The organism is Micropruina glycogenica, from assembly GCF_900289045.1.
Taxonomy (GTDB): Bacteria; Actinomycetota; Actinomycetes; order Propionibacteriales; family Propionibacteriaceae; genus Micropruina; species Micropruina glycogenica.
Window position 1 is genome coordinate 2905996 of sequence record NZ_LT985188.1, and the last position, 19721, is coordinate 2925716.

Here is a 19721-nt window from a genome sequence, read left to right on the forward strand (position 1 = left end):
GGGTCGAGCTCGTCGAGACGAAGGGATGGTCGAGCTCGTCGAGACCCTAGCCAGGGCACTTCGGCATCGCGGTGGCGTTGTGCGAGTGACGGCGTTCCTCGCAGTGCGGCGAGACGTAGTCCCAGCCAACGGCGTGAATGCGGTCGGCCAGGCCCTGGGTGTCGGCGAGCCAGCGGGCCAGGCGCGAGCGGTGTCGCGCGTGCGGGGTCATTGCGGCTTCTTGGTGGTGCCGAAGGTGAAGGTGCGCACGGTCGTGATCGTGGTGGCGGGCGCGGGCCTGTCGACCGCCGGTTCGGGCTGGTCGCCGGGCTGCACGGGCCGGACGTCCTCGCCCAGGGCGGCGCGGATCGCCTCGCCCACCGCGTTGGTCGCCGGGTTGAACTTGCGGGTCTCGGCCATGCCGGGATTCTACGTCGAGAACACTCGCAGGGCGCTGGGTTGATGCTGTGCAATCGCTGGGGGTTCCGGCGGTTGAGCGTGTCGAAACCCTGACCACCCTGAATCTCGACCCACCTCGACCCCTCTGCCAAGGGGTCTCGACCAGCTCGACCAGTGAAATCCGCGCTTCTTCAGCAGGGGTCGGCGAGCCAGTCGCCGACGATGATCGCCATCAGGTGGGCGTCCACCCAACCGTCATCGAAGCGGAGCGCGTCGCGCATGGTGCCCTCGACCACGAAGCCGACCTTCTCGTACACCCGCCGGGCGCGGGGGTTGAAGGCGTAGACCACCAATGCAACTCGATGAAGGCGCTCGGTTTCGAAGGCGTGCCGCACCACCAACCGGGTGGCTTCGGTGCCGAGGCCGCGGCCGGTGGCGCCGGCGATCCAGATTCTGAAGCCGCACGACGCGTTGCCCTCATCGAGGTCGGTGAGCAGCACCTCGCCCACCACCGCCCCCGACGACGTCTCAACGATCGCCCACACGTGCCGGTCGCTCGCCTTGGCCCAGGTGGCGTAGATCTGCTGCAGCCGCTCGAACGTCCAGGCATCGTCCGAGCTCGGCGTGCTGGTGTGCACCGAGCCGGTCAGCACGCTCACCTCGGGGTCGCGCATCAGCGCGTGCAACACCGCGACATCTGCCTCGGACGGCGGCCGTAACACCACCAGTTCGCCCACGATCTGGGGAGTAGCGGCGAAGGTCACCCGCCGATCATCGCAGGCTGGACGGCGCGCGCGGCCCGCCCCACAGGTGTGCGGTCGAGCTCGCCGATCACAGGGTCGAGCTCCCGGAACTCGTTTCTGTCGGAGCCACCTGGCACCATCGTGACTTGCCACGACCAGGAGGTGAGCCCATGAACCGCAAACGCTTCAACCAGCTGCTGGTCAACACGTTTCTGGCGAACCTCACCACGAGCTACCAGTGGTTCGCGCTCACCTTTTGGGTGTACCTCGAAACCCGCTCGGTGCTGGCCACGGCCTTCATCGGCGGCTCGTACATGCTGCTCATCGCGGTGGTCGGGGTGCCGTTCGGCACCTGGGTCGACCGCACCCGCAAGAAGCGGGTGATGGTGGTGGCCCAGTTGGTCACCACAGCGGCTTTCGCGCTTGCCGTGAGCCTGTACCTGGTCACTCCGCGCGCCGAGCTGCTGCGCATCGGCGGCTGGCAGTTCTCGCTATTCGTTGGCATCGTGCTGGTCGGCGCCGTGGTCGAATCGGCTCGCAACATCGCGCTGTCGACCTGCGTCACCCTGCTGATCGACGAAGCCGAACGCGACAAGGTGAACGGCCTGGTCGGCATGGTCGGCGGCCTCAGCTTCGCCGCCACCTCGGTGTTTTCAGGGCTGTCTGTGGGGCAACTCGGCATGACCTGGACGCTGGTGATCGCCCTCGTGCTGAGCGTGGCGTCGTTGCTGCACCTGCTGCCCGTGCAGGTGCCCGAAGCCGAGATCGTGCACACCGACGGGGCGCCGAAGGCGGTCGATTTCGGCGGCGCCTTCCGCGCGATCAGGGCGGTGCCGGGGCTCACCGGCCTGGTGCTCTTCGCCTGCTTCAACAACCTGCTGGGCGGGGTGTTCATGGCGCTGCTCGACCCGTACGGGCTCACCCTGGTGTCGGTCGAGGTGTGGGGACTGCTGTGGGGCGTGCTCAGTTTCGGCTTCATCATCGGGGCCGGCTGGGTCTCTCGAAAAGGGCTCGGCCCGCAGCCGCTGCGGGCGCTGCTGCTGGCCAACCTGGCCATGTGGCTGATCTCGATGGGTTTCACGATTCGCGAGAACATCTGGCTGCTGGCCATCGGCACTCTGGGCTACCTGGCCCTGATTCCGGTGGCCGAGGCGGCCGAACAGACCGTGCTGCAGAAGGTGGTGCCGTTCGAGAAGCAGGGCCGCGTGTTCGGTCTGGCCCAGAGCGTCGAGGTGGCGTCGGCTCCCGTGAGCGCGTTCATCATCGGACCGGTGGCCGAGTTCTGGTTGATTCCCTTCACCAACTCAGACGCCGGACGCGCCCAGTGGGGCTGGCTGCTCGGCGACGGCCAGGCCCGCGGCATCGCCCTGGTGTTTCTGCTCGCCGGCCTGGCCGGCCTGGCGCTGACCCTGTTCGCGTTCACCACCCGCTCGTACCGCTGGTTGAGCGCCCGGTACGCTGAGCCGAGCGACACGCCCGCGGCCGAGCCCGATGACGCCAGCACCACAGCCGGCTGAATCGCAGGGCGCGGTCGGTCGGCCTAGGCTGAGCTGGTGATCGACCTGACCGAGCTGTGGAACTTCGACGACCCCGCCGGCTCAGAACAGCGGCTGCGGGCCGCTCAGGTCGAAGCGCCCGAGACCGAGGCGGCCGTGCTGCAGACGCAGGTCGCCCGGGCGCTCGGCCTGCAGGGCCGGTACGCCGAGGCGTTGGCGGTGCTCGACGGCATCGAGTGCACCGACCCCGAGGTAACCGTGCGCAGCCTGTTGGAGCGCGGCCGGGTCTACCGCTCCAGCGGTGACGTGACGGCCGCAGCACCCATGTTCGAAGCCGCGGTGGCGGCGGCCGACCAGGGCCTGGAGGGTCTCGCCATCGACGCCATGCACATGGTCGCGCTGACCCTAAAGGGCGACGACCAGATCGCCTACACCCGCGGCATTCTCGACCGGGCGCGGGCGTCGCGCGACCCGTCCGCCCGGCGCTGGCTGGCCTCGCTCCTCAACAACCTGGGCATGGCCTACAGCGACCAGGGCGAGTGGCAGTTGGCGTTGCAGACGTTCGAAGAGGCCCTCGCCGAACGACGTACCGGGTCGGACCTCGAGGCCACCTTCGCCGCCCGCTGGATGGTCGCCTGGGCGTTGCGTCACCTGGGCCGCACGGCCGAAGCCCGCGACGCGCAGCTCGCCCTACAGGCCGATCTGGTCGCGGCCGGACGTGAGGACCCCTACGTGCACGAGGAACTCGCACTGCTGGACCAGGCGTGAGCGGGCCGTCCGGCACTGCGGCGTGCCCCTGCGGCGGGGGCGCCTACGCCGCCTGCTGCGCACCGTTTCTGCGGCGAGAGGCCTGGCCGGCAACGGCCGAACAGTTGATGCGGTCGCGCTACACCGCCTTCGCCCTGGGCGACGCCGAGTACCTGCTGCGCACGTGGCACCCGCGCACCAGGCCCGAGCGGCTCGAGCTCGAGGACCGCGACTGGGTCGGTCTCGAGATCACCGACCGGGTGGACGGCGCCGAGCACGACATGATGGGCATCGTCGGGTTCACCGCCCACTGGGTGGCGGGTCGGCAGCCCGGCAGTCAGACCGAACGGTCGGCCTTCGTGCGCAGGGGCGGACGCTGGGTGTACCTGGCCGCGACCCCAGACGCGGAGTAGCGCCCCAGCCGGTCGAGCTTGTCGAGACCTCTCAGCCGAACCATGAGCCCCATGAGCAGGAATGAGAACCGTTCCCCATTCCGGGTCAGGGGCTCATGGCTACTCAGATAGCTGATTGCTACTGAGATCTACGTAGCGTTGAGCTATTCAGGTAGCGATGCGGTCTCGACAAGCTCGACCAGCGGTCAGGCGAAGGCGGCCTCGAAGCGGGTGAGCGCCTCGGGGGCTGCCTCGACCGCCTCGAGCGCGAGTTGCACGGCACCCAGAATCGGCGGTGCGGTGAGGGGCACCACCTGGGCGCACGGGGCCACCGACCGCAGCCCTTCGTACACCCGCGCCATCAGCAGGGGCGGCTTGGCCTGCAGAATGCCGCCGCCCAGCACCACCGGAACCTCGCGCTCGAGCAGGTCGAGCCGGCGCAGGCAAGTGCCCGCCATGGTGACGATCTCGGCGGCCAGCCGGTCGACCAGGGCCGTCGCCACCGGGTCGCCGGCCGAGGCCGCGACGAACACCGCCGGGGCGAGTAGCGAGAGTTCGCCGTGGTCGCGCCGTCCGACGTGCAGTTGCTCGGTGAGTTCGACGATGGACGACACCCCGAACTCGGCGCACACCGCCGCCACCAGGGCGGTCGGCTCGCCGCGTCCGTCCTCGGCGCGCGCGGCGTACCAGAGTGCCTCTTGGCCCAACCCGTGACCACCGCCCCAGTCGCCCGAGATGCTGCCCAGCGCGGGGAACCGCACGATGGCGCCGTCCGCGCGGCGCCCGACGGCGTTGATGCCGGTGCCGCAGACCACGGCCACGGCGTCGGGCTGTTGGGTGCCGGCCCGCAGCAGGGCGAACACGTCGTTGTCGACCAGCAGCAGGCCGGGCCAGCCGAACCGCTGCAGGGCCGCGCGATAGGTCGACACCTCACTGGGCAGGTCGAGCCCCGACAGGTACACGGCTACGGCAAGAGGCTGTGCGTCGCCGCAGACCTCGGTGACCACATCGACGACCAGCTTCGCCGAGGCGTCCACGCCGATCAGGTGCGGGCTGGTGGTACCGATGCGGCGCCGGGCGACGATCTCGCCGGCCGGCGTGGCGGCCACGGCGTCGGTCTTCGAACCGCCGCCGTCGATGCCGACCACCACCCCGGTCAGGCCCATGGCAGAAACCTGGCGTTGGCGGCCAGCAGCAGATCGGTCAGCCGCTCGGCGCGGTCGTGCTGCAATACCAGGGGGTGCGCCCGCATGGCCCGCAGCACCCGGTCGCGGCCGCCGTGTACCGCGGCGTCGAGGGCCAGCCGCTCATAGCCGGTGACCGCACCGATCAGGCCGGCGATGTCGTCGGGCAGGGCCGCGACCGGCTCGGCGACGAACGTCGCACCGTCGAAGCGGGCCGGCACCTCGATCACGTGGTCGTCGGGCAGGAACGGCAGCACGCCGTCGTTGCGCAGGTTGACCACGCGCACGCTGCCATCGCCGCGCATGGCGGCGATCAGCTCGACCGCGGCCTCGGAGTAGAACGCTCCCCCGCGCCGCTCGAGCGCCTCGGGCTTGGTGTCGACCGAGGGGTCGGCGTACAGGCCGAGCAGTTCGTTCTCGATCGCCTGCACCGCGCTGGCCCTGGACGGCTCGCGCAACTGCTCGGCCAGCACCTCGTCGTGGGCGTAGTAGTAGCGCAGGTAGTACGACGGCACCATGCCGAATTGGGCCAGCAGGGCCGGGGCCAGTTCGACCTCGTCGGCGAGGTCGTCCAACCGGTCGCTGAGCAGGCCGGGCAGCACGTCGACGCCGTCGACGGTGACGCTGCGTTCCCAGGTGAGGTGGTTGAGCCCGACGTGGCCGAGGCTCACCTGCTCGTGGGGCACGCCCAGGGTGGCGGCGAACCGGCGCTGAAACCCGATCGCCACGTTGCACAGCCCGACCGCGCGATGGCCGTCCTGCAGCAGCGCGCGGGTGACGATGCCGACCGGGTTGGTGAAGTCGATGATCCAGGCGTCGGGGCGGGCGTGCCGCCGCACCACGTCGGCGATCGACAGCATCACCGGCACCGTGCGCAGCGCCTTGGCGAAGCCGCCGGGACCGGTGGTCTCCTGCCCGATGCAGTGCTCGTCGTGCGGCCAGGTCTCGTCGTCGTTGCGGGTGGCCTGCCCGCCGACCCGCAGCTGCACGAGCACCGCGTCGGCGTCCGACACGCCTGCGACCAGGTCGTTCGTCGCCACCACCGTCGCCGGGTGCCCGGCCCTGGCCAGCATGCGCCGGGCCATGCCGGCGACCAGGTCCAGCCGGTGGGCGTCCGGGTCGACCAGGTGCACCTCGTCGAGCGGCAACACGTCGCGCAGCCGGGCGAACCCGTCGATCAGTTCAGGGGTGTAGGTCGATCCGCCACCCACGATGGCCAGCTTCATCACAGCTCCTCGTCGATCTGTTGCTCCAGCCGCGCCTGCAGGTCGGTCACCAGCAGCGACCGGGCACCCGCCAGCACCGACGCGGTCAATTCACTGGCCGCCACCCTGGACGGCGCCAGCGACAGTCGCTCGGCGACCAGGCTCGCCAACTCGGCGCCCCCGGCCAGACCGGCCGGCCCGCCCAGCACGATGCGCGGCGGGGCCAGCAGGGCGAGCACCGGCTGCAGCACCACCGCCACCCGATCGGCGAACGCAGCCAGCACCCGGGGGTCGGCGCACAACCGGTCGAGCACGTCGGCCGAGCCGCCCCGGCTGGGGGGCTCACCGGCCAGGGACAGCACGCCCGGGGCGCCGGTCAGGTCGGTGAAGTCGGCCACTCCGGGGTACCGCGCGGCCACCGATGCGGGCACCTCGAGGTAGCCCAGCTCGCCGGCGCCGCCGCCGAAACCGCGATGCAGCACGCCGCCGAGAAACACTCCGGCACCGATGCCGTCGCCCAGCCACAGGTACACGAAGTCGCCGGTGACCGCACCCGCGGCCCGCACGGCCAGCGCGGCCAGGTTGACGTCGTTCTCGATGGTGACGTCGAGGCCGGTGGCGGTGGCGATCAGCGTCCGCGCCCCCTGCAACGGCCATCCGGGCAGCGTGTCGGCGTACGACAGTTCGTCCCGCGGCGCGTCCACGGCGGCCTGCACACCGATGGTGACCGCGCTCACCGTGTCGTGCGCCACTCCGGCCGCCGCACACGCGGCGTGGACGGCCGCGGTCACGTCACCGGCCGGTGACCGGTCGAGGCCGGCGGTCGGCACGTCGACCACCGGATGCCGGCCGTCGGTCGGATCGACCAGCACCGCCTGCAGCCGGTCGGCCAGAATGCTCACCGCCACGCCGGTGAGGGTGTCGCGGCGCACCCCGTAGGCCACGGCGTTCGGCCCCCGCGAACCGGTGATCTCGCCCACAGGGCCGATCAGGCCGACGCGTTCGAGCCGGGCGATCATCTGCCCCGCGGTCGGCTTCGACAGCCCCGACAGCCCGCCCAACTGGGTGCGGCTGAGCGGGCCGTGTTCGAGCAGCAGCCGGAAGGCCGTCCGGTCGTTCTGGGCGCGCAGCCAGGTGGGGGTGCCCTTCATCGCGGCCGTCCGGCGTGTTCGGCGCGCACCTCGTCGCGCAGCCGTCCGAGTCGTTCGGGGTCGGCGGCGGCTTCGCGCAGCGAGGCGTCCGTCGAGTAGGCGTAGCTCTCGCCGATCATCGGCGTGGACGGGTCGGCGCTGAGTTGGTTGAAGAAGAACAGCGGTTCATAGATCGGCCCGTAGGTGCCGAACAGGGTGGTGTCGACGTGGAAGGGGTTGAAGTCGATGGTGATGGGCGTGGTGCTGCCGGCCCAGACCCGCAGCGGCCGAGCCGCCACGGCTGGAGCCGACGAGCCGCCGGCAGAGGGGCTGGGGGTGCTGGGTGCCGAACACCCGGCGAAGGTGAGTGCGAGTGACCGCCGCCCCCGCTGCAATGGCCTTGAATGCCTTCATCGTGCGACTCCCGGTGAGCTGACGCCGGCCTCGGTGCCAGTGAACTCACACTAACCGTAAAGAAAGTAATCGGAAAGGTTGTTTCTGGTTACGGTCTGGTCTAATTCGCGGGGCTGGTGGCGTCCGGAGTCACGGTGCGCGAACGGCCGACACTCACCCGTGACCGCCGTCGCTCGTGGAATGACGACCGATTCTGAGAGGTTTCGCCGCACTCAGCGGGCACAGAGCCCACATCGGTCGTCATTTCACGAAGCCGGACGACCTCGCCCGGCTCTGTCGGTACCGCAACGTGCGGCACCGCGCGAACGGTCAGCCACAGACCCAGCGACAGCTCCCACAGGGCGATCGGCAGGGCGGCCAGTCCGCCGAGCAGCGACACCTGGTCGAGCGCGCCCAGGAGTTCGGCGAGAGCCGCGCCCAGCAGCAGCGGGGCGCCGACCAACCCCACCAGCGGGACGGCTCGCGGCACCAGTCGGGCCTTCAGCAACACCGGTGCGAGCAGCAGGGCATTCACCGCGGGCAGGGTGCCGGGACCGATCAGAAAGGCCCAGTCGTGCACAGCGACCAAGGCCTGCGCGCCCGGCGTGGCCGGCCCGCCGATGGACGCCACCGCGAGCATGCTCACCACGCCCAGCACGATCGTTGCGGCCTCCAGCGTGCGCGAGCCGACGAACCCGAGAATCAGCGCGGGTTGATACCGGCGGGTGATCGGGTACAGCGCCACCGCGGTGCCCAGGCAGGCCAGCGCCAGCACCACCTCGAGCGCAGCCGCCCAGCGCAGCGCATCGACGCCCGCACCGGTCTGCAGATACGGCCGCTTCAGCGCCAACGCGGGTATCGAGGTGACGAACGTCACGAGGTAGAGCACGCCGGCGACGCGGGCGAGGGTTCGAGCGGTCATGACAATCTCCTGGTGTACGGTGTACACCTGACCATAGGTGTACGTTGTACACCATGTCAACCGAGGTGCGCCCACCGCTCCACCGCGAGCGGGTCGTCCGGGCCGCGATCGACCTGGCCGATGCCGAGGGACTCGCCACCTTGAGCATGCGCAACCTGGCCGCCACGCTGGGCGTGGTGCCCATGGCGCTCTACAAACACGTCGCCGACAAGCAGGATCTGGTCACCGGCATGATCGACGCGGTGGTGGCCGGCTACCCGACACCAACTGAGGAGGGCTGGCGTGACCGCATGCGCCAACGCGTACTCGGGGCACGCGACGCCCTGCTGGCGCACCCGTGGCTGCGGGGGGCGATCGAAACCAGCAACCGGCGCACCCCCGTCGTGCTGGGCCACCTCGACGCCCTGGCGGGTGAGTTCTTCGCGGCGGGATTCTCAGCCGACCTCACCCACCACGCGATGCACGTGCTCGGGCATCGCGTGTGGGGGTTCAGCCCCGAGGCGTTCGACGACAGCGGGTCGCCGCCATCGCCGTCCGAGGCCGCCGATCCAACCGCCCTGGCCGACCGGTTTCCGCACATCATGGCCATCACCCGCGACTCCATGGCGCGCACCGACGGCGCGGGCTGCGACAGTGACCGCGAGTTCGCGTTCGCGCTCGACCTGCTGCTGGACGCGTTCGAGCGGCTGCACGCCGCCGGCTGGCAGTCGCGCGCACCCGAGGGCACCACGTGGTGATCCACATCGGGCACCGACAGCGGCGCACGAAGTGGACGAACCCTGATGTCTAGCGCGGCTAAACTCTTCGGTAGCCGATCGATGGAGGCCTGCACATGTCCAACGGAGTCATCTACGGCGCCCTGATCGGCGCTGTGATCGGGCTGGTGGTGCTGCTGATGACCACCATGGGCAAGTCGAGTCGCGACACGGCGGTGGTACAGGGCCCCACCGATCAGGTGCTGGCCACGGTGCGCGGTTGGGCGGCGGCCAACGGTTACCACGAGTCGAACGAGGGCGGCACGCTGGTGTTCAAGCACGGCACGGGCGTTCTCACCGCAGTCACCATGATGACCCTGACCCAGGTGCCGTCCGGGCACCAACTGCAGGCCTGGATCGTGATGAACGCCCTGGTGGCCAAGCGCGATCTTGCCCTCAGCGACCCCAGCTTCGTGGGCGGCATTCCCCGCAAGTCGCAGCGCGACAAGTTCAATCAACTGCTCGCCGCGCTGGGCCACCCGCCCGTCGGCGACCACACCCGCCGGCAACTCGCCTAGTGGAGCACGACGGTTGGGAAAGCGCTGACCTGGCCCTTCCGCTGGTTGAGCGTGTCGAAACCCCTAGCCACAAGGGGTCTCGACTTCGACCGACGGTTCAACGGCGGTCTCGACACGCTCGACCGGCGTACGCAAGATGGCGTCCATGTTCTTACCCTTGGCCAACTCGTCGATCAGCTTGTCGAGGTAGCGCACCTTCTGCATCAGCGGGTCGTCGATCTCTTCGACCCGGTGCCCGCAGATGACGCCCTTGATCAGCGACGCGTTCGGGTTGAACGCCGGCGCCTGATCGAAGAACGTCTGCACGTCGGTTTCGTCGGCCAGCACCCTCGCGAGCCCGTCGTGGTCATAGCCGGTGAGCCAACCGATCACCTGGTCGACCTCGGCCTTGGTGCGGCCCTTGCGTTCGGCCTTGGTGACGTAGAGCGGGTAGATGCTGGCGAAGCTGGTGGTGAAGATGCGGTGCGCCATTCCGCGACCCTACGCGGACCTTCGCCGGCGTTGCCCTACCAGTCCGTGCCCTGACAGCCGGACGCACCCGGCGCCTCGATCTGCAGCGTGGCGTGGGCGATCGAGAACCGCTCCCGCAGCGTGGCGCTGGCCGCGACGAGCACCTCGCCCGGTACCGCCGTGGCACCGGTGACGATGTGGGCGGTCGCCACGTCCATGCCCGAGGTGAGCCGCCACACATGCAGATCGTGCACCTCGGCGACCCCCTCGACGGCGAGCAGCGCCCGGGTGAGTTCGGCCGGCTCCTTACCCTGCGGAGCGTGCTGACCGAGCACCCCCAGCACCTCGCGACCCAGCATCACCGCCCGCACCACGACGAACGCCGCGATGGCGAGCGCGATCACCGTGTCCCACCACGCGTTGCCGGTCCACCCCACCAGCAGCGCCGCGGCGATCACGCCGATCGAACCGAGCGAATCGGCGATCACCTCGAGGTAGGCGCCCTTCACGTTCAAGCTCTCGGACGCCCCGGCACGCAGCAACACCAGGCACACCACGTTGACCACGAGGCCGATCACACCGACCACCAGCATCACGCCCGAGGCCAACTCGGGCGCCTGCCCGATGCGGCCGATCGACTCGACCGCGATGTACACCCCGACCGCGATCATCAGCAGCACCGCCAGCCCAGAGGCGAACACCTCGGCGCGGTACGAGCCGAAGGTGCGGCGTCCGGTGGTGTCCTTACGAGTGGCGATTCGGGTGGCTACCAGCGCGGCCCCGAGCGTGGTGACGTCGGCGGCCATGTGGCCGGCGTCCGACAGCAGGGCCAGCGAGCCGGACGCCCACGCGGCCACCAGTTCGACCACGAAGAACGCCGCGACCAGGCCGAATGCGACGGCCAGGCGCCAGCGATGCCGTCCGGTCGCCCCGGCGTGGTGGTCGTGGGAGTGGCTCATGGCCGCGACGATTCGAAAGCATCGGGCGGATCGATCAGGCCGATGGTCCACACGCTTGCCGGCCCACCCGCCGCCTCGGGGCCGTTCTCGAACTGCGCCGGCACGTGGTGGGTGATGTGCTCGCGCGTCACGTCGAGCAGCAGGCGCACGTGGGCGTCCGACAGTCGGTAGAAGATGTTGCGGCCCTCGCGGCGTCCGATCACCACACCTGAGGCGCGCAGCAGGCGCAGGGCCTGCGAAACGGTGGCCTCGGCGGTCGCCGTGGCGGCCGCGAGGTCGCACACGCAGAGTTCGCCCGCCTCAAGCAGGGCGTAGAGCAGTCTGGTTCGGGTGGGGTCGCCCAGCAGTTTGAACACAGCGCTCACCCGCGCGACCTCGTTCGCGTCCGGCGCGTTCGCACTGGCCAGTCGCACCTTGTCGGGGTGCACCGCGGTGTCGGCACAGCCGTCAAACGCCTCGACGGGGTTCATACCTGGCCTCTCATCTGATCATCTGCTCAGATGTTAGCAACGATGTCGTCGCGGGTGCCCACCCACGAGAGGCGATGAAGTCGCTTCGACGAAAGGCGACCCCGACTGTCGACAGCACGCCGAGACCATGGCGTGTCGCGGCCAAGAGCGGCCGGCATGCGGTGACCCGAGTCGTCCGGCGCCAACCCGGTCCGGCCGGCGGCGAAGCGTGACACCGACCCACTTCGATAGACTCCTTGACCGGTGCGCCGGGAAGTCTGGTCGGCATGGGGCACTCGTCAGACTTGATGGGATGCCGTTCCAAGCGAGCGGAGAACAATGACTCAGAGAACCACCGACGCCTCATTCGGCTCACGGCTGCGCAGTTTCGTCACCGGTGAGAGCACCGGCGGCATGCTGCTGCTGGGTGCGGCGCTGGTCGGTTTCGTGCTGGCCAACTCGCCCGCGGGCGATTGGTTCATGGGGTTGGCCGAAACCCGCGTGGGGCCGTCCGCACTACACCTTGATCTGCCCCTCGCCACGTGGGCCGCGGACGGGCTGCTGGCCGTGTTCTTCTTCGTGGTGGGTGTCGAGCTCAAGCACGAACTGGTGGTGGGCAGCCTGCGCAACTTCAAGGAGGCTGCCGTCCCGGTGGTGGCCGCGGTGGGCGGCATGGTGCTGCCGGCAGCCATCTATGTGTCGATCGTGGTGCCGATGGGCGACGCGTCGTCACTGAAGGGCTGGGCGGTGCCGACCGCCACCGATATCGCCTTCGCGCTCGCCGTGCTGGCGGTGTTCGGACGCGGCCTGCCCCGTGCGCTGCGTACGTTTCTGCTCACCCTCGCCGTGGTCGACGACCTGCTGGCCATCATCGTGATCGCGGTGTTCTACACCGAAGAGATCCATCTGCCGGCGCTGGCCGGTGCGGCCCTGGCCATCGCCGCCTTCGGCTGGGCTGCGAAAGCCAAGTCGTTGCGGTGGTGGGTGCTGTTGCCGGTGGCCCTGATCACCTGGATTCTGATGCACGAGAGCGGGGTGCACGCCACGATCGCGGGAGTGGCGCTCGGGCTGACCGTGCCGGCCGTTCCGCAGGGCACGAGGCCGGGCCGCACCCATCACTTCGAAAAGCTGACCCGACCCTGGTCGGCAGGCATCGCGCTGCCGGTGTTCGCCTTCTTCGCAGCGGGCGTGCCGGTGATCGGCAGCGGCGGCGAGGGCCTGGAATGGTCGGTGTTCGCGGGCGTGATCGTCGGGTTGGTGGTGGGCAAACTGATCGGTGTGCTCGGCGCCACAGCGCTGGTCACCCGGTTCACCCCGCTGCGGCTGCCCGACTCGATCGGCCTGCGCGACCTGCTGCCGGTCGGCTTCTTGTGCGGCATCGGCTTCACCGTCTCGCTGCTGATCACCGAGCTGTCGTTCGACGACCACCAGCACGCCGTCGCGGCCAAACTCGGCGTGCTGCTGGCCAGCGTGCTGGCCGCGGCCCTCGGCGCGGGCACGCTGCGCTGGGACGCCCGCCAGGCCCGCACCGACGACATGAACGCCGACGGCCGTCCTGATCTGGACCATCGGCAGATCGGCGACGAAGACGACTGAGCGCGCGCCGAGTCTCAGCGTAAAGTGTCAGCGGCCGACGGCTCGGCGCAGCTGGTCGATGAAAGTGGTCGATCCGCGATCGGGTGAACGGTAATCGGAACCGTCCCCATTACCGTTCAGCTGGGCTCGGAGCCCTCAGCAACGCCATCAACTGCTCCAGATGGGCCGCCATGTCGACGCTCTCGTCGGCCAGCCAGGCCAACTGAATGCCCTCGATCTCGGACGTGATCAGCCACCAGGCCGAGGTCGAGCCCGTCGCGCAACCGTCCGGCCTCACGCTCGCGCTCGAGTCAGTTCGTGGACGGCGGACACGTCGAGCTGAGCTGCGCTGGCTGAGCGTGTCGAAACCTGGGGAAGCGCTGATTCTCGCTGGTCGAGCTTGACGAGACCCGTTGCGGCCAGGGGCTTCGACAAGCTCAATCGGCTTATCTGGATAATCAACGTCTGAATCATGCAAAACACGTAGTCATTACCTACATATTATGGTATGATCGTGAGCATGACCGATTGTCGAGGCGAGTTAGCTTGCGGTTCTGCGTGTCGCTTTGATCATGTAGGTATCCCGGTGCAAAGTTGCAACCGTGGAACTACATCCGTGGAAGTTGGTGGCGGCGGTGCTGAAACGGCATCGGGCCGCGCTGGGTTTGGTACATGGCTATCTGGATCTGTCGGTGGAGGACGCCTACCGGCGGCTGGATGGCTTGCGCTCGGACGATCTGGGCCCGCACGGGCTGACCGTGGGTGGAGTGGTTCGCGATGGGATGCGCGAGCGGACGGCGTGCGAGGTGTTCCAACAGTGCTCGCTGTCGGTGGTCAGGAAGTCAGGAAATGGGGTGTGGCTGACCGACGGTCGCTACGTCTCGATCAGGATCCGGCGGCGGCCGAAGGATGTGCGCACGGGCTTGCCGCTGCGGGCGAACTCGGATCAGGAGTCCTTGCCGGAGCTGGGCTTCTCAATGTTGGGTCAGATCACGTTGGTGATCTTCTGGTCGAGCAGCTTGCAGTCGAAGGTGTTGGACCGGGCGGTGTTGGCGGCGGTGACGCACGTGGAGGATCGCAATCGTTTGACGATCGTAGCCGAGTCGGAGTTGCCGCTTGCGACTGCGGCGAGCCTGGGCCTGGTTCCGGGGCCGGACGGCGGCGCGGCCGCGGTCGACGAGGACGACGACCTGGACGAGTTCTGGCCGATGGTCGAACAGGGTGGGGGCGACGACGATCCGGCGTGAGTTCTGCAGCGTGGAGGCGTTGTGGGACGAGCGGGGGTGGATCGAGGTGAGTGTCGTGTTTGGTGCGCGGGTTTTGCAGGCGCGGGTGTTGCGGTCGCTGCCCTCGGGTGTGGTGGCTGAGCGGGTGGGCTGGCGTCCGGAACGGTTGTCGCGGTTGGAGCGGCGCGACCGGGTCGAAGTGGACGATGCCGATGTGGCGAAGCTGCGGGAGGTGTTGCGGGTGTCGGAGGCGTTCCTGACCACGGCACCGGTGGCGCATGTCGATGAGCGGAGCTTGTCGTTTCGGGCTCCAGCGTCGATGACGCAGCGGGAACGCAAGTATTTGACCCAGTTCGCTGCCTTGGTGGAGGAGTTCATTGATCGGGTGACTCGGGTGAACCCGTTGCCGCCGGTGCGGCTGCCGCGGCTCCGTCCGGGCGGATCGATCGTGGCGGCAGCGGCGGCCGCGCGGGAGGCGATGGGGATCAGTGATGGTCCGATCGGCTCGTTGACGATGGCGATGGAACGCGCCGGCATCCCGGTGGTGATGCGCTCGGCCGCGTCAGTTGGTTCGATCAGTGGCGAAGCGGACATGTCGGAGCGGCACATTGGGTTGTCGGCCTGGTTGGGTGAGTTCGCTGATCAGCCGTTGGTGATGATGCCGGCCTTGTCGTCGTGGGAGCGGACCCGCTGGACGTTGGCGCACGAACTGGGGCACATCTGCTTGCATCGCGGCGGCGTGACCGGCGCGGAGGTGGAGGATGAGGCGCACGCGTTCGCGGGTGAGTTCCTGGCACCGATCAGCCAGGTCGCACCGGAACTGCCCGCTCAGGTGACGTTGACCGCTCTGATCGATGTGAAGGTGCGGTGGGGGGTGTCGATCGGCGCGTTGATCATGCACCTGTCCCGGCACCACGTGATCGATGCGGAACGGACCCGGACGCTGCAGCGGCAGCTCTACACACGTAAGAACCCGGACACGGGCCGGTCGTGGGGTGTTGATGAGCCGGCAGCGGATGTGCGCACGGCGGAACGGCCCCGGCTGCTGATGAAGTGGTTGGAGCGTTCGACCGGCTCGCAGTCACCGCAGATGTTCGCCGCCTTGCCGGAAGTGGTGTTGCCGCCGGATCTGGTCGCGGCCGTATTGGCGAACCAGCGACTCGGCCGGTCCGCGCAGACCGCCCCGGCAGCGGATGCGGCGGTCTGGTTGTTCGTGGCTGGCCCGGATGCCGGGTTCGAAGCAGACATCAAGGCAGCGGCCGATCAGGGTGATGGTTTGGCGAAGGTTGTGCCACTGTCACGGCGCCGCTGAACGCAAAGGGGGTGGCTGGGTTGGCGGCGTCGGTTCGGCCATTGCTGATCGGCGGTGAGCGGTCTTGGACCGTAACCGACACCGCCGGTTTGCCGATCGTGCCGGCCGAGCGTTACCTGGCGTTCCTACGCAGCGATGACCGATCCCCGAACACAGTGCGCTCCTACGCCCGCGGCCTGGCGGAGTGGTGGACGGTGCTGGAAGCGTCCGGGGTTGCCTGGGATGGTTTGACGCGGACCGTGTTCGGCGATTTCCTCGCCTATCTACGAACCGGGGACCTGCCCGGGGTGGATCGAATCGGGCCGGTGCCGCAACGGTTGGCGCCGGCGTCGGTGGCGAACCGGGCGGCGGCGGTGCTCGCTTTCTACACGTGGGCAGCGGCGGCGTTGAACATCACCCAGCCCCGCCAAATGCTTTACCAACGCTCAACCCGGCGGCACCACAGTTATCTGCCGATGCTGACTGGGGTCGTGCCTGCCACGGATCGACCTGCGCCGGTGTTCCGGTTACGGGTGCCGAACAAGTCGCGCACCCCGCTGCTTACCCCGGGCCAGGTGCGGACCATCCTGGACGGCTGCGCCATCCTGGACCCGGCCGGCGACGGCTGGCGGCCGAACCTGGCCGGGCTGAGGGACCGGTTCCTGTTCGCGTTGCTGGCCGAGTCGGGGATGCGTTTGGGTGAGGCGTTGTCGCTTCGGCACTGCGACATCCACATCGGGGCAGGTGGCACACCGTGGGTGGAGGTCGTCCCGCGGCAGGACCACCCGCACGGGGTGCGGAACAAGTCATCACGCGGCCGTGACATCTACATCGGCGCCGACCTCGAAGGGCTCTACTCGGCCTACGTGTGGGAACTGATTGACGCCGGCATCGACGTCCAGGTTGCCGATGTCGCCAACCACTTCGTGTTCGTCAACGTCGGCGGGCAGCCGTTGTTTGCCCCGATGCGGGCCAAGTCGGTCTATGCCCGGGTCCGTGCCCTGACCCGTGACCATCGCGCCGCCCTGCCGCCTGATTGGACCCCGCACTGGCTGCGGCACACCCACGCCACCGCCCTGCTGCTGGCCGGCCGGCCGGTGCATGTGGTGATGCGCCGCCTGGGGCATCTCGACGTCCAAACGACCCTGTCGACCTACGGGTGGGTCACCGAGGACGCTGAAATGCGTGCCCTGGCGAACTGGAAGTCCTACGTGGCCGGCTGGAAGGGAATTCACGATGATCAACCCGCCTGAGGCGTCCACCGACCTGCACTCGGTGCCAGTACCCGAGCTGGCGACGACGTGGGACCAGCAATGGGTCAGGGTCCCAACCATCTGGCGAGATGGCATGTTCGACACCTCCCAGGAGCCGTTCACCGAGTTGTTCATCCAGCACGCCACCAACGACACCATCTTCGATGTCCGGCCCGACGGCTTTGACCGGGCCAGTCAGGAGATCTGCTGGTGGGCGTTCATCACCTGGTCGGAAGGGTTCCGCAAGATCGACCCGTTCCTGCTGCGCGCCTATGCCCGGGCAGTCGCGTCACTGTTGGAGCGGCAGACGCTGCTCACCGGACAGCGCACCGAGTCGATCACCGGGCTGCCGGCGGCGTTGATAGCCCGTGAGGCCGACCGGCTGTTCGAAGCCCATCGCGGCCGGCTGCCCGGCAAGATCCGGCGTCGGCACCTGCGTGAGCTGGCCGACAACATCGAGTTGCTTCTCGAGGTGCGGTGCAGCGGCCGGGACTGGTGGCGAAGTGATGTGTGGGATCTCAGCGCCGATCCGCGCATCCCGCGCCGGCCGCACGAGCCTTACGCCGACAACGCTGTCCGGCTCGAGCCGATCGAGCCGGCCTGGCTGCGCGAAGGTGTCCGGTTCTGGATGTCGTATGCCCTGACCTACAACCTCTACACCTGGACCAGCGTCATCACCCGCGCCAGGCACCTGCCGCCCTATTTCAGCCGGTTCCTCACCGAGCACGGCATCTCTTCCCCGTTGCTGGTCGACGACCCCACGCAGCTGCGGCCGCTGATGATGCGGCTGTTGTCGTGGCTGCGTTCCCCCAGCGCGCTTGCACCGGGCCGGACGGCCCCGATGGGCGCCACGACGATCGCCGCGACCCAGTCAATCATCGGCAAGTTCTACGAGTTCATGGTCGACAACCGGGCCGAAGCAGCCGCCTTCACCGGCGACCCGCGCTGGCTGCAACTCAGCGCCGACTACACCAGACTCTGGCCACCACAGTTCCGGCAACGGACCACCAACCGTGCACGCACGGACCGGACGTCGTTTATGAGCCGAGCCGATCTGGACCAGATGATCTGCTGCCTGCCGATCCTGGCCGCACCGCGCAACGAACCGGTCACCGTCACCCTGCCCGGCGGGCGCCGCATCACCAGCAACGGGATGGGCGACCCGCAAGCGATGCGGGCCTGGCTGCTGCAGGCCATGACCGGCCGACGCGCCTCCGAAATCCTGCTGCTCGACTTCGACCCCATCCGACCCCTCCACCCCACGGGCGGAGCTGAGCCGGCGCAGGGTGCGTTCGTGGCCCGGCTGCGCTACCAGCAGACCAAGGTCGAGGGGGTCGACCCGACGATCCTGGTCGAGCAGGCCGTGGTGAACCTTATCCGCGACCAACAACAGTGGGTGGAAACCCATCTCGGGCACCGGCCGACCTACCTGTTTGTCAGCATGCGAGGCAACCATCGTGGGCTTCGCCCGAGGCTTTACAGCGCCAGCTTTCAAACCCTGCGCCGGCTCGACGACATCGTGAACCTCACCGACGAGGCCGGGCAGCCGCTGCGGTTCACCCAATCACACCGGCTACGCCACACCCGCGCCACCGAGCTGCTCAACGCCGGCGTCGCCATCCACATCGTGCAGCGCTACCTGGGTCACCGCAGCCCCGAAATGACGATGCGTTACGCCGACACCCTCGCCTCTGTCGCCGAAGCCGAGTTCCTCCGCTACAAGAAGATCGGCGCCGACGGCAACGACCTGGCCATCGACCCCCACGACCTCTACGACATGGCTCAACTCGACCGCCGCACCGACCGGATCCTGCCCAACGGCTACTGCATGCTGCCCCCGGCCAAGACCTGCGACCGCGGCAACGCCTGCCTCACCTGTACCCACTACGCCACCGACGCCACCTTCATCGAAGGCCTGCGCGACCAACACCAACAAACGCTGCAACTCATCGAGCAACGCCAAGCCGTGTTCACTGCCCGGCACGGCAACCCCATGAGCCCCGAACACGTCTGGCTGGCCGAACGGACCCGTGAGATCGACGCGCTGACCACCATCATCGCCCGGCTCACCGACACCACCGACGCGGCAGTGCGTGCTGCCGGCGTCAACCCAGGACGAGTCCTCCCAATACGGCCGGTCACCAACGGCGCCCACCACACCACCCTTGACGTCACCCAGCACCCGTGACGAGCACTGCCCCCGCTGGCCGCACCGACGGCATCATCGCCGCCAGCCGCCGCAAAGCCGAAACAGCCGAAAAGGCAGCCCGCGCCGCAATCACGAAACTCCGCCGATCAGGGAACGCGATCACGGTCGCCGCAGTGGCACGCGAAGCGGGCGTTTCCCAGCACTACCTCCACCAACACCCCGACCTCGGCCCACTCATCCGATCCATCCGCAACGCCAACACAACACCGGCAAACACCCAGCCGGCAGAGCCGTCACAGTCCGGCATCGTGTCCGTTCTACGAGCCAGAATCGAAGCCCAAACCCAAGAGCGACGAGAACTGATGCAGCGCATCAGCGCCTTGGAATCCGAAGTATCGACACTCCGGGGCGCGCTGGCTCAAGCTCAGGCTCGTCTGAGCTATGGGCGGAAGTGCTGATTAGGGCAGACCCGCCACCGCGCCAGCTGCACTTCCCAAGGGCAGGTC

The 19721-nt window shown here is 68.7% G+C and carries 23 protein-coding genes; 11 read left to right on the forward strand and 12 right to left on the reverse strand.

The window, feature by feature from the left end:
• Positions 1-46 precede the first annotated feature (46 nt).
• The 3 genes from MPLG2_RS18575 to MPLG2_RS13620 all read right to left on the reverse strand — a co-directional run bounded on the left by MPLG2_RS18575 (position 47) and on the right by MPLG2_RS13620 (position 1142).
• Entirely contained in the window at positions 47-211 is a 165-nt protein-coding gene (locus MPLG2_RS18575) for a hypothetical protein (RefSeq protein WP_158681216.1), read from the reverse strand.
• On the reverse strand, positions 208-399 hold the full coding sequence (locus tag MPLG2_RS13615; RefSeq protein ID WP_105186597.1) for a hypothetical protein: 192 nt from the start codon (positions 397-399) through the stop codon (positions 208-210). Before MPLG2_RS13615 ends, MPLG2_RS18575 begins: the two co-directional genes overlap by 4 nt.
• Positions 400-569: 170 nt before the next feature.
• The gene (locus MPLG2_RS13620) at positions 570-1142 is read right to left on the reverse strand and encodes a GNAT family N-acetyltransferase (protein ID WP_105186598.1); all 573 of its coding nucleotides are present in this window, start codon (positions 1140-1142) and stop codon (positions 570-572) included.
• A gap of 149 nt (positions 1143-1291) precedes the next feature.
• Here MPLG2_RS13620 and MPLG2_RS13625 point away from each other — a divergent pair, with 149 nt between their 5' ends.
• Genes MPLG2_RS13625 through MPLG2_RS13635 form a run of 3 tightly spaced genes read left to right on the forward strand, consistent with a single transcriptional unit; the run spans position 1292 to position 3777 of the window.
• A complete protein-coding gene (locus tag MPLG2_RS13625; RefSeq protein ID WP_105186599.1) occupies positions 1292-2638 on the forward strand; it encodes an MFS transporter in 1347 nt (448 codons plus the stop codon).
• Positions 2639-2674: 36 nt separating this feature from the next.
• Positions 2675-3385, forward strand: coding sequence for a tetratricopeptide repeat protein (locus tag MPLG2_RS13630; protein WP_105186600.1), 711 nt, complete (start codon positions 2675-2677; stop codon positions 3383-3385).
• The gene (locus MPLG2_RS13635) at positions 3382-3777 is read left to right on the forward strand and encodes a YchJ family protein (RefSeq protein ID WP_105186601.1); all 396 of its coding nucleotides are present in this window, start codon (positions 3382-3384) and stop codon (positions 3775-3777) included. The genes MPLG2_RS13630 and MPLG2_RS13635 overlap by 4 nt, the downstream gene beginning before the upstream one ends.
• Before the next feature lie 185 nt (positions 3778-3962).
• Here MPLG2_RS13635 and MPLG2_RS13640 read toward each other — a convergent pair whose 3' ends face one another.
• From MPLG2_RS13640 to MPLG2_RS13660, 5 genes are all read right to left on the reverse strand, one after another.
• Positions 3963-4922, reverse strand: coding sequence for an N-acetylglucosamine kinase (locus MPLG2_RS13640; RefSeq protein ID WP_105186602.1), 960 nt, complete (start codon positions 4920-4922; stop codon positions 3963-3965).
• On the reverse strand, positions 4913-6166 hold the full coding sequence (locus MPLG2_RS13645) for a 6-phospho-beta-glucosidase (RefSeq protein WP_105186603.1): 1254 nt from the start codon (positions 6164-6166) through the stop codon (positions 4913-4915). Before MPLG2_RS13645 ends, MPLG2_RS13640 begins: the two co-directional genes overlap by 10 nt.
• On the reverse strand, positions 6166-7296 hold the full coding sequence (locus MPLG2_RS13650) for an ROK family protein (protein WP_105186604.1): 1131 nt from the start codon (positions 7294-7296) through the stop codon (positions 6166-6168). The genes MPLG2_RS13645 and MPLG2_RS13650 overlap by 1 nt, the downstream gene beginning before the upstream one ends.
• Entirely contained in the window at positions 7293-7574 is a 282-nt protein-coding gene (locus MPLG2_RS13655) for a hypothetical protein (RefSeq protein WP_105186605.1), read from the reverse strand. Before MPLG2_RS13655 ends, MPLG2_RS13650 begins: the two co-directional genes overlap by 4 nt.
• Before the next feature lie 215 nt (positions 7575-7789).
• Positions 7790-8590, reverse strand: coding sequence for a DUF4386 domain-containing protein (locus MPLG2_RS13660; RefSeq protein ID WP_105187682.1), 801 nt, complete (start codon positions 8588-8590; stop codon positions 7790-7792).
• A 53-nt stretch (positions 8591-8643) separates the two neighbouring features.
• Between MPLG2_RS13660 and MPLG2_RS13665 the strand changes: the two genes are divergently transcribed.
• Both MPLG2_RS13665 and MPLG2_RS13670 read left to right on the forward strand, forming a co-directional pair.
• Entirely contained in the window at positions 8644-9327 is a 684-nt protein-coding gene (locus tag MPLG2_RS13665; RefSeq protein ID WP_105186606.1) for a TetR/AcrR family transcriptional regulator, read from the forward strand.
• Between the two features lie 95 nt (positions 9328-9422).
• Positions 9423-9863, forward strand: a complete 441-nt coding sequence (locus MPLG2_RS13670; RefSeq protein ID WP_105186607.1) for a hypothetical protein — start codon at positions 9423-9425, stop codon at positions 9861-9863.
• Between the two features lie 63 nt (positions 9864-9926).
• On the opposite strand, the gene MPLG2_RS13675 is transcribed toward MPLG2_RS13670, so the two are convergent.
• Genes MPLG2_RS13675 through MPLG2_RS13685 form a run of 3 tightly spaced genes read right to left on the reverse strand, consistent with a single transcriptional unit; the run spans position 9927 to position 11742 of the window.
• Complete coding sequence (locus tag MPLG2_RS13675) at positions 9927-10334, reverse strand: DUF2200 domain-containing protein (protein ID WP_105186608.1); 408 nt, start codon at positions 10332-10334, stop codon at positions 9927-9929.
• A gap of 35 nt (positions 10335-10369) precedes the next feature.
• On the reverse strand, positions 10370-11272 hold the full coding sequence (locus MPLG2_RS13680; protein ID WP_105186609.1) for a cation diffusion facilitator family transporter: 903 nt from the start codon (positions 11270-11272) through the stop codon (positions 10370-10372).
• Positions 11269-11742 carry an ArsR/SmtB family transcription factor gene (locus MPLG2_RS13685; RefSeq protein ID WP_105186610.1) on the reverse strand — a complete coding sequence of 158 codons (474 nt, stop codon included), beginning with the start codon at positions 11740-11742 and terminating at the stop codon, positions 11269-11271. Before MPLG2_RS13685 ends, MPLG2_RS13680 begins: the two co-directional genes overlap by 4 nt.
• Before the next feature lie 318 nt (positions 11743-12060).
• On the opposite strand from MPLG2_RS13685, the gene nhaA reads away from it, so the two are divergent.
• The gene (gene nhaA, locus MPLG2_RS13690) at positions 12061-13317 is read left to right on the forward strand and encodes a Na+/H+ antiporter NhaA (protein ID WP_105186611.1); all 1257 of its coding nucleotides are present in this window, start codon (positions 12061-12063) and stop codon (positions 13315-13317) included.
• A gap of 109 nt (positions 13318-13426) precedes the next feature.
• Here nhaA and MPLG2_RS18580 read toward each other — a convergent pair whose 3' ends face one another.
• Positions 13427-13594, reverse strand: coding sequence for a hypothetical protein (locus tag MPLG2_RS18580; RefSeq protein ID WP_158681217.1), 168 nt, complete (start codon positions 13592-13594; stop codon positions 13427-13429).
• A gap of 304 nt (positions 13595-13898) precedes the next feature.
• Between MPLG2_RS18580 and MPLG2_RS13695 the strand changes: the two genes are divergently transcribed.
• Genes MPLG2_RS13695 through MPLG2_RS18585 form a run of 5 tightly spaced genes read left to right on the forward strand, consistent with a single transcriptional unit; the run spans position 13899 to position 19673 of the window.
• Positions 13899-14543, forward strand: a complete 645-nt coding sequence (locus tag MPLG2_RS13695) for a hypothetical protein (protein ID WP_158681218.1) — start codon at positions 13899-13901, stop codon at positions 14541-14543.
• A 10-nt stretch (positions 14544-14553) separates the two neighbouring features.
• A complete protein-coding gene (locus MPLG2_RS13700) occupies positions 14554-15834 on the forward strand; it encodes an ImmA/IrrE family metallo-endopeptidase (RefSeq protein ID WP_158681219.1) in 1281 nt (426 codons plus the stop codon).
• A 20-nt stretch (positions 15835-15854) separates the two neighbouring features.
• Positions 15855-17066: a tyrosine-type recombinase/integrase gene (locus MPLG2_RS13705; protein ID WP_105186614.1), complete on the forward strand. Its 1212-nt coding sequence runs from the start codon at positions 15855-15857 to the stop codon at positions 17064-17066.
• The gene (locus tag MPLG2_RS13710) at positions 17050-19254 is read left to right on the forward strand and encodes a tyrosine-type recombinase/integrase (protein WP_105186615.1); all 2205 of its coding nucleotides are present in this window, start codon (positions 17050-17052) and stop codon (positions 19252-19254) included. The genes MPLG2_RS13705 and MPLG2_RS13710 overlap by 17 nt, the downstream gene beginning before the upstream one ends.
• Entirely contained in the window at positions 19251-19673 is a 423-nt protein-coding gene (locus MPLG2_RS18585) for a DUF6262 family protein (protein ID WP_158681220.1), read from the forward strand. The genes MPLG2_RS13710 and MPLG2_RS18585 overlap by 4 nt, the downstream gene beginning before the upstream one ends.
• The last annotated feature ends 48 nt before the right edge of the window (positions 19674-19721 follow it).

Coding starts and splice junctions, on each gene's coding strand:
- MPLG2_RS18575 (WP_158681216.1), bottom strand. CDS start 211: ATGACCCCGCACGCGCGACACCGCTCGCGCCTGGCCCGCTGGCTCGCC.
- MPLG2_RS13615 (WP_105186597.1), bottom strand. CDS start 399: ATGGCCGAGACCCGCAAGTTCAACCCGGCGACCAACGCGGTGGGCGAG.
- MPLG2_RS13625 (WP_105186599.1), top strand. CDS start 1,292: ATGAACCGCAAACGCTTCAACCAGCTGCTGGTCAACACGTTTCTGGCG.
- MPLG2_RS13640 (WP_105186602.1), bottom strand. CDS start 4,922: ATGGGCCTGACCGGGGTGGTGGTCGGCATCGACGGCGGCGGTTCGAAG.
- MPLG2_RS13645 (WP_105186603.1), bottom strand. CDS start 6,166: ATGAAGCTGGCCATCGTGGGTGGCGGATCGACCTACACCCCTGAACTG.
- MPLG2_RS13650 (WP_105186604.1), bottom strand. CDS start 7,296: ATGAAGGGCACCCCCACCTGGCTGCGCGCCCAGAACGACCGGACGGCC.
- MPLG2_RS13660 (WP_105187682.1), bottom strand. CDS start 8,590: ATGACCGCTCGAACCCTCGCCCGCGTCGCCGGCGTGCTCTACCTCGTG.
- MPLG2_RS13665 (WP_105186606.1), top strand. CDS start 8,644: ATGTCAACCGAGGTGCGCCCACCGCTCCACCGCGAGCGGGTCGTCCGG.
- MPLG2_RS13670 (WP_105186607.1), top strand. CDS start 9,423: ATGTCCAACGGAGTCATCTACGGCGCCCTGATCGGCGCTGTGATCGGG.
- MPLG2_RS13675 (WP_105186608.1), bottom strand. CDS start 10,334: ATGGCGCACCGCATCTTCACCACCAGCTTCGCCAGCATCTACCCGCTC.
- MPLG2_RS13680 (WP_105186609.1), bottom strand. CDS start 11,272: ATGAGCCACTCCCACGACCACCACGCCGGGGCGACCGGACGGCATCGC.
- MPLG2_RS13685 (WP_105186610.1), bottom strand. CDS start 11,742: ATGAACCCCGTCGAGGCGTTTGACGGCTGTGCCGACACCGCGGTGCAC.
- nhaA (WP_105186611.1), top strand. CDS start 12,061: ATGACTCAGAGAACCACCGACGCCTCATTCGGCTCACGGCTGCGCAGT.
- MPLG2_RS13710 (WP_105186615.1), top strand. CDS start 17,050: ATGATCAACCCGCCTGAGGCGTCCACCGACCTGCACTCGGTGCCAGTA.